The sequence below is a fragment of the Aliivibrio logei genome (genome assembly GCF_001691055.1).
Classification (GTDB): domain Bacteria; phylum Pseudomonadota; class Gammaproteobacteria; order Enterobacterales; family Vibrionaceae; genus Aliivibrio; species Aliivibrio salmonicida.
Map to the genome: position 1 here is coordinate 917453 of NZ_MAJU01000008.1, position 12223 is coordinate 929675.

The 12223-nt window shown below is 39.2% G+C and carries 14 protein-coding genes; 5 read left to right on the plus strand and 9 right to left on the minus strand.

Annotated elements, in window-relative coordinates:
* The 7 genes from A6E04_RS08300 to A6E04_RS08330 are packed head-to-tail and all read right to left on the minus strand — an operon-like array spanning window position 1 to window position 4372.
* On the minus strand, window positions 1-375 hold the full coding sequence (locus A6E04_RS08300; RefSeq protein WP_012550630.1) for an ApeI family dehydratase: 375 nt from the start codon (window positions 373-375) through the stop codon (window positions 1-3).
* A gap of 11 nt (window positions 376-386) precedes the next feature.
* On the minus strand, window positions 387-1760 hold the full coding sequence (locus A6E04_RS08305; protein ID WP_065610843.1) for an AMP-binding protein: 1374 nt from the start codon (window positions 1758-1760) through the stop codon (window positions 387-389).
* Window positions 1757-2317 (minus strand): COG4648 family protein, encoded by a 561-nt coding sequence (locus A6E04_RS08310; protein WP_017022077.1) that lies wholly within the window; start codon window positions 2315-2317, stop codon window positions 1757-1759. Before A6E04_RS08310 ends, A6E04_RS08305 begins: the two co-directional genes overlap by 4 nt.
* Entirely contained in the window at window positions 2317-2568 is a 252-nt protein-coding gene (locus A6E04_RS08315; protein ID WP_012550633.1) for an acyl carrier protein, read from the minus strand. Before A6E04_RS08315 ends, A6E04_RS08310 begins: the two co-directional genes overlap by 1 nt.
* A gap of 8 nt (window positions 2569-2576) precedes the next feature.
* Window positions 2577-2834, minus strand: a complete 258-nt coding sequence (locus A6E04_RS08320; protein WP_012550634.1) for a phosphopantetheine-binding protein — start codon at window positions 2832-2834, stop codon at window positions 2577-2579.
* Window positions 2835-2841: 7 nt separating this feature from the next.
* The gene (locus A6E04_RS08325; protein ID WP_017022078.1) at window positions 2842-3639 is read right to left on the minus strand and encodes a lysophospholipid acyltransferase family protein; all 798 of its coding nucleotides are present in this window, start codon (window positions 3637-3639) and stop codon (window positions 2842-2844) included.
* Between the two features lies 1 nt (window position 3640).
* Complete coding sequence (locus A6E04_RS08330) at window positions 3641-4372, minus strand: beta-ketoacyl synthase chain length factor (RefSeq protein ID WP_017022079.1); 732 nt, start codon at window positions 4370-4372, stop codon at window positions 3641-3643.
* Between the two features lie 130 nt (window positions 4373-4502).
* Here A6E04_RS08330 and A6E04_RS08335 point away from each other — a divergent pair, with 130 nt between their 5' ends.
* The 3 genes from A6E04_RS08335 (at window position 4503) to A6E04_RS08345 (ending at window position 7572) form a co-directional block, all read left to right on the plus strand.
* Window positions 4503-5078 carry a hypothetical protein gene (locus A6E04_RS08335; RefSeq protein WP_017022080.1) on the plus strand — a complete coding sequence of 192 codons (576 nt, stop codon included), beginning with the start codon at window positions 4503-4505 and terminating at the stop codon, window positions 5076-5078.
* 92 nt (window positions 5079-5170) lie between these two features.
* Complete coding sequence (locus tag A6E04_RS08340; RefSeq protein WP_220488638.1) at window positions 5171-6250, plus strand: methyltransferase; 1080 nt, start codon at window positions 5171-5173, stop codon at window positions 6248-6250.
* Between the two features lie 80 nt (window positions 6251-6330).
* Complete coding sequence (locus A6E04_RS08345) at window positions 6331-7572, plus strand: NAD(P)/FAD-dependent oxidoreductase (protein WP_017022082.1); 1242 nt, start codon at window positions 6331-6333, stop codon at window positions 7570-7572.
* 85 nt (window positions 7573-7657) lie between these two features.
* Here A6E04_RS08345 and A6E04_RS08350 read toward each other — a convergent pair whose 3' ends face one another.
* Entirely contained in the window at window positions 7658-8254 is a 597-nt protein-coding gene (locus A6E04_RS08350) for a VOC family protein (RefSeq protein WP_065610845.1), read from the minus strand.
* A gap of 184 nt (window positions 8255-8438) precedes the next feature.
* Here A6E04_RS08350 and argS point away from each other — a divergent pair, with 184 nt between their 5' ends.
* Window positions 8439-10172: an arginine--tRNA ligase gene (gene argS / locus A6E04_RS08355; RefSeq protein ID WP_065610847.1), complete on the plus strand. Its 1734-nt coding sequence runs from the start codon at window positions 8439-8441 to the stop codon at window positions 10170-10172.
* Window positions 10173-10251: 79 nt separating this feature from the next.
* On the opposite strand, the gene yfbV is transcribed toward argS, so the two are convergent.
* A complete protein-coding gene (gene yfbV / locus A6E04_RS08360) occupies window positions 10252-10701 on the minus strand; it encodes a terminus macrodomain insulation protein YfbV (protein ID WP_012550642.1) in 450 nt (149 codons plus the stop codon).
* A 315-nt stretch (window positions 10702-11016) separates the two neighbouring features.
* Between yfbV and A6E04_RS08365 the strand changes: the two genes are divergently transcribed.
* Entirely contained in the window at window positions 11017-12213 is a 1197-nt protein-coding gene (locus tag A6E04_RS08365; protein ID WP_012550643.1) for an acetate kinase, read from the plus strand.
* Window positions 12214-12223: the final 10 nt, after the last annotated feature.

The following is a 12223-nucleotide window of genomic DNA, read 5'->3' on the forward strand; positions in this document are numbered from 1 at the left end:
TTATTGCCCTAATAGAATTCGGCCAGAAGAATGTTTATGAATGCTATCACTCTGATGTGATGTAAATGAAAAATACAGTTTTTCTGTTTCTTTCACCCACTTTAAATCCAATATTACTTCTGTATTTGGTAAAATTGGTTCTTGAAACTTGAGTACTTCCATCCCTTTAAACACGGAATTCGCGTTCAAATACACTTGACCATAATAAACGGCCCAATCAACCTGAGTCACCCCTGGTAATAAGGGATGACCAGGGAAGTGCCCAGTAAAATCCAAAATATCGGCGTCTATTTTCATCGTAATAACGACACTTGAATGCGCATCATCTTGAATGACGACTTCGGTGGACAGAATTGTCGGCTTACGTTTTGTCATGAGTACTTCTTTTAATCATTAATGTCATTAAACAGCTGCTGTAAATCACGCATTTGGCGTTTACTTTGGCTATTTAATGGAACTTCATCTACCGCTCTGAATCGTCTAGGGATCCCTACAGGTTCTAACCATTCTCTCAGTTCAGAGCGTAATTTGAGCCAAAACTTCCCTTTTGACCCCTGTTGCATTAATTCGTTCCCAGCGTCAGAAAGCACAATAACAGCACCTAAAACAGTGCGTTTTTCTTCTTCCATCGGAATAACGGCGGCGTCATCTATCCACATTAACTGTGTTAAACGTTTCTCAACTTCCGTTAATGAAAGACGCTTTTCTTCAATTTTAATGACTCGATCAACTCGGCCTTTCAATATAAATTGACCATTTTCAAGCAAATCGCAGTAATCGCTCGTTGGGTACCATAGTGTGTCATCAATGAATGGAGACAGTAATTCCAAACAATGCTCAATATTCAAGCGCGCTTGATGAGACGGAAAAAACGTCCACAATGAACTGGATTCGGTTTGCTGGCGATAACCCACCCCACCCGTTTCTGTACTGCCATACACTTCAAATGGTCGTGATGATAATTTAGCCTCACTTTGATCCGCGCCTTCGATCGCTAATGGGCCACCCGAAGAAAATACCACCTGATACTCATTATAGCCTTCATGGTCAATAAGACGTTTTAATAACGCGGGACTACAAACCAAGGTCTTTGGCTGTGATGAGTGATGAGATAAAATTTGCTCAGGATAAATGAAATTTGTTTGGCTAAACGCGCGTCCTGAACACAATGGCCACAGAACTCGGAACAATAAGCCATAAATATGTTGATGAGAAACGGTGCTATAACATTCCGAGTCTTTGACTTTTTCACCCCACAACAATTCTAATTGTTGTATTTCATTATCCAATAATTGCAGGGTCTTATTAATGGGTTTAGGGGTATCGGTTGAGCCCGATGTAAACAGCGTTAACGGTATATCACACAAAGAAAGAGGCGATAGTATTTCTGTATGTTGAATCGATAAATCTACAGCATTGTAGTTAATATGGATCTCACAAGGCATCGTTTCAATAATGTCATCATGCAATAACGCATCAAAATGTTGAGCCAATTCAGCCAAGGCCGCGGGCTGATGATTTCCCGGTAAAATAAGATGCTTACCCGCATGAGCCAATGCCATAAACGCCACAGAAAAAGCATAGCTATTTTCAAAACACAGCGCCCATTTTTTCTGAGGTTTATCGCTTAAATACGCACTGAAAATTTGAACGTCTTGTTGAAATTTTTCATAACCAGTAACGTTATGTTGCTCATCAAAACACACGGAATGAAAGGCATTAGATTGTAATGTCAGATGGGAAAGTGATGTGTAGGTCATGCTTCTTTTCTCTTTATCCATTGGCGAACTAACCACTCACTCACAAATAATGTTCCAATAAGCAAATAACTAATAAAACCGTTATACAGCATCCATACTTTCATCTCTAAAAAACAAGTTGTGAGAGAAATAGAGCCGTTAATAACAAAAAATACACACCAAATTTTCGTCACTGTTCTTGTGTATTCAATACCGCTTTGTGGTAGCTCAGGCTCTTGAAGACGAGCAAAACGTTCAATCATGCTTTGAGGTTGAAATAAAGTCCAAAAGAAGACACAAAACATGACGACATTGACGATCACAGGATAAAAAGTAAACCACCCTTCAGATCGAAATATCCAGCCTAAACCCGCAAGTATTATCCCTGCCGCTCCACTGATCATCGCTATGTATTTTAGCTCTTTAATCGGAACTTGTTTTCCACCAACCATTCGCACTAAAAACAACACCGCTAGCACGCCTGCTACTGTCGTAATTCCACCAAAGTGAAGACCGTAGTAAACCGCTAGCGGATAGGCAAGCAGTGCAATGGCTGACAATACCGTCAGCCAACGCATTATTTTAAAAGTGCAGCGACTGAATTAACAACGTCTTCGACAGTACGAACTTCTTTAAATTCTTCTGGTTTAATCTTTTTGCCTGTCACTTTTTGCAAGTGGACAACCAAATCAACCGCATCAATACTGTCTAAGTCCAGATCGGTATATAATTTAGCATCCAACGTAATGTCAGCGGCATCAATTTCAAATAACTCAACCAGCGCAGACGTCACTTGCTCTAATACTTGTTCTTTATTCACATCAGTCATTTTAGTTTCTACGCCTTATTTTCAGTAATGTAAGCCGCTAAATTAGCCACTGATGCAAAATGTTCACGTGTATTGGTATCATCAGCATCTAACACTAAGTTGTATTTTTTCTTAATAGCTAACCCCAATTCTAACGCATCAATTGAATCTAGACCTAAGCCATCGCCAAACAAAGGGGCTTCTGTTTCAATATCATCCACTGAAATATCTTCTAGATTTAATGCTTCAATGATTAATAATTTAAGTTCGTTGTGTAATGCTTCCATCAATGACCTACTTTTTTTCGTTTGATGAGTTAAATTCATTTATTGGATACAAAGCTGTATCTAAAAATCGATTAAAATTTCGAGCGGCTGATGGCAATGAATCAGCTTCTTCAATAAAAGAGGCGATCGTAACCTTCTCTTTTACTTGGACATGAAAGAATGGACGCACATCAGGGACTTCATACCATTTTGCTTCTTTCGTCAAAAAGCTTGGTGCCACACTAATATGTACAATTCGAACATCACTTTCACTGCGTACTGCTATTTGAGCAGCACCTCGCTGTAATTTTGATTGAACGCCAGGCGTTGTTCTTGTCCCTTCAGGAAAGACGAGTAAAATATTTCCTGAATTGAGTTTTTCTGAACAATCATCTAAAAACACTTCGGGTTCACGATTTGGAATGTAGCCAGCGGCCCTCACAATCCCACGTATAAAGGGATTATGCCATAAAGCCGCCTTAACAATACAGTCACACTGCGGTAATTGTGAAGCAATTAAAACATAATCAATTAAGCTAGGATGATTTGCGACAATTAAACAATTATGGTCTTCTCGTAACAATTCAGCACCATCAAATTGGTATTTAATGGCTCGGCTATAATGCATTGTTTTACAAAAAAGAAGAAAGCTACGTTGAATGATCAACTGCACACGTATTTCACGTTGTTTGGCGTTTTTAGCCGTAAACGTCAGTGTCGGAAATATCACAAAAGTTAAACAAAGAGCACCAATACCAAACAACGAAAAACAAATTCCCGTCGCTATAATTCGCCAATATTTATCTATTCGTGAGAGTACTGTCATTCTACTTAATACGCGTCCATGTCCATTGAGTTGATTTACTGTCAACATTCCACTTATCCTTTGATCCTACTAAGTTAGCAATACATTGCAACCCATGAGGCAAGGATGAAGAACTGATTGATGGTTTATTGTTCCATGCAATCGAAATATCTTGTCCACTGCTTAATATCAACCCTAATGCGTAGCCTTGATAAGTGTCAGTTTCAAATTCTTTATAATGGGAAGACGTCGGTTCATCAAAATCCACCACTAATACATTATGGTCTGGATTTTCATAAAGATAGGCTGCGGCTTCAACTAATGCTGAGTGAAAGGTATTTTCTCCGGCGGCAATAGAGGTCACCGGAATTGGTTTTTTGGCACTGATCGTAAATAAACCAGAGGCCGTATTATGAACCGATTGAGAGAACGCCATTGGAGAAGCATCTTCTCCTTTTAAAATATCTTCAAGTAATGTCGTGGTTCTGGTTAATTCACCATGACGGCTTGCAAAAACCAAATAATCTATCGAATTATGTTCAGAGAGCGTTAAGGCAGTTTGAACCGCTAATTTACTCAATGAACTCATTCGACGTCGAGCCATCGCAGGAATTTTATCAACCGGTATTTTACCGTCTTCTGGCCAAGTAAAATCACTTTCTGACCATAGAAGCCAATCACTTCGATTTTCTAATCCAGTCGAAATTGCGTGCCAGTCGATTATATTAAAATTTGCGTATGCCATGATGCCCATCTAATAGTAAAAACATTACAATTTGTAACTATAGTCGTATAGGATATATGAATTCAGTGACTTGGCGCAAATACAAAAGCGGCAAAGCATACGGTAAACATATAAATAGATGCATAAATAAGGGTTATATATGTCATTTAAGAAATCAATATTACTGACAATAAGTGCATTATTATTAAGTAGTTGTGCTAGCGTTATCCCACTAACTGACAAAACAACAGGTGAAGATTTATCTCACACGACAAAACCAGTTTATACATTAGTCAATCTACACCCTGATTCAAATCGTCTTAAACTTTATTCTGTTAATTACCAACAAGATGGCTTAATTCCACTTTGCTCTCAAGTCGATATTATTAGCCTAAATAGCAAGCGATTGACCTTCAAAGTCAAATCATCCGACCAACAATATACCTTAGATAAACACAAATCCTCCCCTGACTTCACAGCATACTTAAGCCATTATTTTGGTACTGAATGTAATACCTCAAAAGTAAATGCGTTAAGCACTTTAGACCAACAAGGTATCAAAGACGGTATTGTTAAAGAAGGCATGACAAAAGAAGCAGTAGAATATGCGATCGGCTTCCCACCAAAGCACAGAACACCGAGTTTAGACGGCAACGAATGGTTATATTGGAAAAGCCGATTTAATACGTTTAAAGTTCAATTTAAAGATAATGTCGTTTCAAAAATTATCGACTAATCTATTGATACCTAATTCATATCTGTCATTTCTTGCTTTTGAACAAGGTTTACACCGATACAGCTGATATGATCCATTTACTTTCTAATAATATGGCCAATTTTGTGACCCAATATACTAATGACCCTTTTAATGCCTTAGAAGCAAAAACTGAAGCTCAAAAACTCTCTTTTGCTCCTATCGTTTTTCATACTGCTCGTACATTGAGAGATTTAGGTATTCTTGCCGCATTAGACAAGGCAGGAAACCTAGGATTAAACGCACAACAATTGTCAGAAAACACTGGTATCTCTGAATATGGTGTCAAAGTACTATTGGATATGGCGTTAAGTGCTCATATTGTCACGTGGAATGAACCTAATTATATTCAAGCCAATTTAGGTCACTTTTTATTGCATGATGGCATGACAAACGCCAATTTAGATTTCACGGCAGATGTATGCTATGCCGCGATGATGCATTTAACGGAATCAATAAAAGAAGGAACGCCAGCAGGCTTAAAAGAGCTTGGTGATTGGCCTACAATCTATGAAGGATTGTCTCGTTTACCAGAGAAAGCAAAAGAAAGCTGGTTTAAGTTTGATCACTTCTATTCTGACCGTTCATTCCCAATATTATTAGAAAAAGTATTGAGCCAAAAACCTCAACGTTTGTTTGATATTGGCGGCAATACAGGGAAATGGGCTTTAGAGTGTTGTAAATACGATTCTGACGTTAACGTTACGATTATCGATTTACCACAGCAAATTGAAATGGCGTTAAAAAACGCAGAACAGCAAGGCTTTGCCGACCGTATTAACGGCCATCCTACTAATATGTTAGATAAAACACTGCCATTACCTCAAGGTGCTGATGTCTGGTGGATGAGCCAATTTCTAGATTGCTTCTCTCCAATGGAAATATTAAGCATTCTTAAGCGTGTTCGTGCCGCTATGTCCATCGATGCTAAAGTCTATATTCTTGAGCTGTTTTGGGATGCTCAAAAGTACGATGCTGCGTCATACAGTTTAAATGCAACATCGCTATACTTTACTTGTTTAGCAAACGGAAACAGTCGTTTTTATCGTTGCGGTGATTTCTTAGAGATCATTAGCGAAGCTGGATTCATTGTTGCGGAACAAACGAATAATATTGGATTAGGTCATACTCTACTTGAACTTAAAGCCAAATAACGCTTAAACCATAGCAACATCCCTATTAAAAAATAAAACAATGGCAGGTGGTAATACACCTGCATGAATGAGGAATTTCTGTGTCTACACCACAATCAACCCACGTTGCCATTATTGGTGCAGGCCCATCAGGGTCTATTGCTGCTGCGTTGCTTAAAAAGCACAATATCGATTGTATCGTACTAGAAAAATCCACTTTTCCTCGTTTTTCTATTGGCGAGAGTTTACTTCCTGCTTGCATGGAATCAATCAAAAAAGCAGGCATGCTTGATGCAGTAAAAAATGCCTCTTTTCAATACAAAAATGGCGCAGCATTTCATTTTAACGGCACGTTTACTTCCTTTGATTTTACGGACAAATTTTCAGACGGTGCTGGAACAACCTTTCAAGTTCAACGTGGTAATTTTGATAAAGTTTTAGCTGATAGCGCCCAAGAGCAAGGGGTTGAAATTCGTTACCAACACGAAATTACCGATGTTGATATTTCTCAACCTAAAGCGCTACTTTCTGTTTTAGATGCTGATGGTAACCCTTATCAAGTTGAAGCCAATTTTGTCTTAGATGCAAGTGGATTTGGACGTGTATTACCAAAACTACTAGATCTTGAAGAACCTTCTTGTCTTCCACCACGAAAAGCTATTTTCACTCACATTAATGACAATATTACTGATGTTAACTATGACAGAAATAAAATCCTTATCTCTGTACATCCAACCAATACGCAGGTGTGGTATTGGTTAATTCCATTCAGTAATGGAACCTGCTCTTTTGGTGTCGTTGGTGAACCTGAGTTCTTCGACCTATATCCTGAAGATAATATTGAAGCATTAAAAAAATTAGCGACTGAAGACAGTAATCTTAAACAGCTACTGGCTGCGGCTGAATACCCAAATCCATCCGGTCAAATTATGGGTTACTCTGCGAATGTCTCTAAGCTATTTGATCGTAATTTTGCTTTATTAGGTAACGCTGGCGAGTTTCTTGACCCAGTGTTCTCTTCTGGCGTAACCATCGCGATGAAATCAGCAGAGTTAGCCGCTGATTTATTAATTAAGCAATTCAACCAAGAAGAGGTTGATTGGCAAGTTGATTATTCAGACAAACTAATGAAGGGCGTAAATACATTCCGTTGCTATGTGGAAGGATGGTATGAAGGATCATTTCAGGACGTTATTTTTCATGACGATCCAAACCCTAAGATTAAACAAATGATCTGTGCCATTTTAGCAGGCTATGCATGGGATGAAGAAAACCCGTTTGTCGCAGAACCAGAACGTCGTTTGAAAGTTATTGCTGAACTATGTAAACCTGTAACTAAATAACCTCAACACAAGCTTAAAAGTCGTAAAAACAAAAAGGCAGTCTAAAAATAGACTGCCTTTTTTATTTTGATTTAATAAGTAATGATTAGGCTTGTTCGCTCTCTATCACTGCTTTCAAACTGTGTGGATGCAATTTAATACATACCCCTTGATACTTAAAAGCCACGGTATAATTTGCAATTCGTTCTGCTTCACCAGATGGACAACTCTGCTTTACTTTTACACCCAAAGACGCCAATTCTGACCATTTTTCTTTAAGTATAGGAAATATAGAAAATAAGTAAGTCAGAAATTCTTCTTGAGAATTAACCTCACACGGTATTACCCATTCAATATGCTCCCACCCTTGTTGAGGGTAAGTTTTCTCTCCAGGATAAGGTAATTCTAAACATTCAATAGACCATCCACGACTCTCTAAAGGTTGATTAAAACCTAAAGCGATAATTGGACGACCATTAATCTCGTTATTTGACCATTCTGTTGCCTGTTTCAGCCACATTTGATGCGCTGCTTGAGCAACGTCGCGATCATTAATTCGCAAAGCAATATGATCCGCTTGATATTCGGTTAAATCCAAACCCAGAACATTCAACAAGACTTGAATTTTATCCATAAAAGCAGGTAACACACAAATTAACTGCTGAGGCTCTAATTGTTGTTCTTTTAATAATAGTGATGACATGAGAGCAACCTAACGATTGAAGAAGAGAAACCGAATTGTAGCAACCTCTTTACTTGATGTTTAGACTCTTAAGAAAAAATAGCAGAAACTATTAAATATCCCCTATTTTATTGCTATTATTAGCGACTATTTTGCTTTCCATGCAACAGCATTCCTGTTTAACAGCGATATGAAGGATAACTCTTTGAATATTCAATCACTTATTAACGACAAAGTTTCTCAAGCGTTAGAAGCAGCCGGCGCGCCAGCGGGCAGCCCTGCCGCCGTTCGTCAATCTGCAAAAGCTCAATTTGGTGACTACCAAGCTAACGGCGTAATGGGCGTAGCTAAGCAACTAGGTACAAACCCGCGAGAATTTGCTCAGAAAGTACTGGATGTTTTAGATCTTGATGGCATCGCTAGCAAAACTGAAATTGCAGGCCCTGGCTTCATTAACATTTTCTTGTCTGAAGAATTTCTAGCTAAGCAAGCAGAAGCAGCTTTAGCTGACGAACGTCTAGGCGTAGCACTAGAAACCAAACAAAATATCGTAGCCGATTACTCAGCACCAAACGTTGCTAAAGAAATGCACGTAGGTCACCTTCGTTCAACCATCATTGGTGACGCTGTTGTTCGTACTCTTGAGTTTTTAGGCCACAACGTGACTCGTGCTAACCACATCGGTGACTGGGGTACTCAATTTGGTATGCTTATCGCAAACCTTGAGCGCATCCAAAAAGAGAAAGGCGAAGTTTCTATGGAACTGTCTGATCTTGAAGGTTTCTACCGTGAATCTAAAAAACTGTACGACGAAGATGAAGAGTTTGCCGTAACAGCCCGTGGTTACGTTGTTAAACTTCAAGGTGGTGACGCTTTCTGTGCAGACATGTGGAAAAAATTAGTCGACGTTACAATGGTTCAAAACCAACGTAATTATGACCGTCTAAATGTATCATTAACTCGTGATAACGTGATGGGCGAAAGTATGTATAACAGCATGCTTGCACCTATTGTTGCGGATCTTCAAGAAAAAGGCCTAGCAGTAGAAAGTGATGGCGCTCAAGTTGTTTACCTTGACGAATACAAGAACAAAGATGGCGACCCAATGGGTGTTATCGTTCAAAAACGTGATGGTGGTTTCCTTTACACAACAACAGATATTGCTTGTGCTAAATACCGTTTCGAAGAACTGAACGCAGATCGCGTACTTTACTTCATCGATTCACGTCAGCATCAACATCTGATGCAAGCGTGGACTATCGTTCGTAAAGCGGGTTATGTTCCTGAGAGTGTTTCTTTAGAGCACCATGCGTTTGGCATGATGCTAGGTAAAGATGGTCGCCCATTTAAAACTCGTGCAGGTGGTACCGTTCGTCTTGCTGATCTTCTTGATGAAGCAGAGCAACGCGCAATTGCACTGATCGAAGAGAAAAACAAAGATCTATCAACTGAAGAAAAAGCAAAAATTGCAACGACCGTCGCAATGGCTGCCGTGAAGTACTCAGATCTTTCTAAGCACCGTACAACCGATTACATCTTTGATTGGGACAACATGCTTGCCTTTGAAGGTAATACTGCCCCTTATATGCAATATGCTTACACTCGTGTAGCATCTATCTTCAGCAAAGCAGACCTATCGATGGATAATCTAGCTGGCGAAGTTAAGATCACTGATGAGAAAGAGAAAGCATTAATTACTAAATTAATGCAGTTTGAAGAAGCAGTACAAGCAGTAGCAAGTGAAGGTCAACCTCACTTAATGTGTGCGTACTTATTTGAACTTGCTGGCCAGTTCTCTAGCTTCTACGAAGCGTGCCCTATCCTTAACAACGAAGATGAAACAGTTAAGCAAAGCCGCCTGAAGTTAGCTGCATTAACGGCTAAGACAATCAAACAAGGTCTAGATCTATTAGGTATTGAAACGCTAGAGCGTATGTAATCTTTATCTAAACCATAAGATCAAAAAAAGGAGCTAATTAGCTCCTTTTTTTTATTTCTAGATTTATTGTAATAAAGTATTAAAACCAACGTTCTAATGCTGTTTTATCTAGTTGTTTAAACGCTTTATTCAAAATATTCGCAAGATCTTTATATCGAGGTCTCTGTTTAAGTGGCTCTAATGCCGCCCCGGATTCGATAATTTTTTGATAAAGCTCTCTGTACCAATTTACTAATGCTGGTGGCAATTTAGTATTCGCTCGATTACCTAACCACCAAAACCCTTGCAAAGGCATACTAATAGCAAAGAGTGCAATAATGATGGATTGTGGTAACGCCGCTGAATTATTAAACACCATTTGAGTCAATACGCTGATCACAGCGACTGCTGGCATCACTTTAACAGCAAATTTAGTTGCCTTAATCACTCGCTGTTCAGGGAACATCGGTGCTAACTCTTTACGTTCAGGCCACGTATCCATATACGTCTGACCATCTTTAAATCGGAATAAAAAGCCGTTATCACTCATTTTGCCCCCTCCGATAACTAAACAAAAGTTTAATCATTCAAAAAAATACAGAATAAACTTGATTAGAATTAATATTATCTTAAAATATTTTTGTTATCTTAGCGCACAATCGTTATCCTATGCACTGATTTATCTTTTGCTGTAGTTCTACTATAAGCTAAAAAAGGATAAATCGGCAAGGACTGCTGTAATGCTCTTTCTAAGGATAGCTAATTTTTTTGTACAAATGTGGGATTTTTCGTTAACTCACTACATTTGTCATGCTATATCGTTGCGATATAGCTTAATTACTGATGAATAAATAGGTATTTATACATGTCTAAGCTGGTTTTAGTTTTAAACTGCGGTAGTTCTTCTCTTAAATTTGCGGTTATTGACGCAGAATCTGGTGCAGAGCACTTAACTGGTCTTGCTGAGTGTCTTGGTCTTCCTGAAGCGCGTATTAAGTGGAAACTTGATGGCAAGCACGAAGCTCAACTAGGTGAAGGTGCTGCTCACGAAGAAGCTCTATCGTTTATGGTTGAATCTATTCTTGCTTCTAAGCCAGAGCTTAAAGCTAACCTAGGCGCAATCGGTCACCGTATCGTACACGGTGGTGAGCAATTCACTTCATCTGCTCTTATCACTGACGAAGTGCTTAAAGGTATTCAAGACGCTGCAACTTTTGCACCTCTTCATAACCCTGCTCACATCATTGGTATCGAAGCGGCTAAACACAACTTCCCTGAACTTCAAAACGTTGCTGTGTTTGATACTGCATTCCACCAAACAATGCCTGAAGAGTCTTACCTATACGCTCTACCATACAACCTATACACAGATCACGGTATTCGTCGTTACGGTATGCACGGTACTTCTCACCTGTTCATCACTCGTGAAGTTGCTGGCCTATTAAACAAGCCAGTTGAAGAAGTAAACATCATCAACTGTCACCTAGGTAACGGCGCATCTGTATGTGCAATCAAGAACGGTCAATCTGTAGATACTTCTATGGGTCTTACTCCTCTTGAAGGTCTAGTAATGGGTACTCGTTGTGGTGATATCGATCCTGCGATCATTTTCCACCTACATGACGCACTAGGTTACTCTGTTGAACAAATCAACACGATGCTAACTAAAGAGTCTGGCCTACAAGGTCTAACTCAAGTGACTTCTGACTGTCGTTTTGTTGAAGACAACTACGGTGAAAAAGAAGAAGCAACTCGTGCGATGGATGTATTCTGTCACCGTCTAGCTAAATACGTTGCAGGCTACACAGCAACTCTAGAAGGTCGTCTAGACGCAATCACTTTCACTGGCGGCATCGGTGAAAACTCTGCTCCAATCCGTGAAATGGTTCTTAACCGTTTAGGTATTTTCGGTATCGAAGTTGATAACGAAGCAAACCTTAAAGCACGTTTTGGTGGTGAAGGTACTATCACTACAGCAAACAGCCGCGTTCCTGCTATGGTTATCTCTACTAACGAAGAGCTAGTAATCGCAGAAGACACAGCTAAACTAACTGGTCTATAATCTCTCCTAA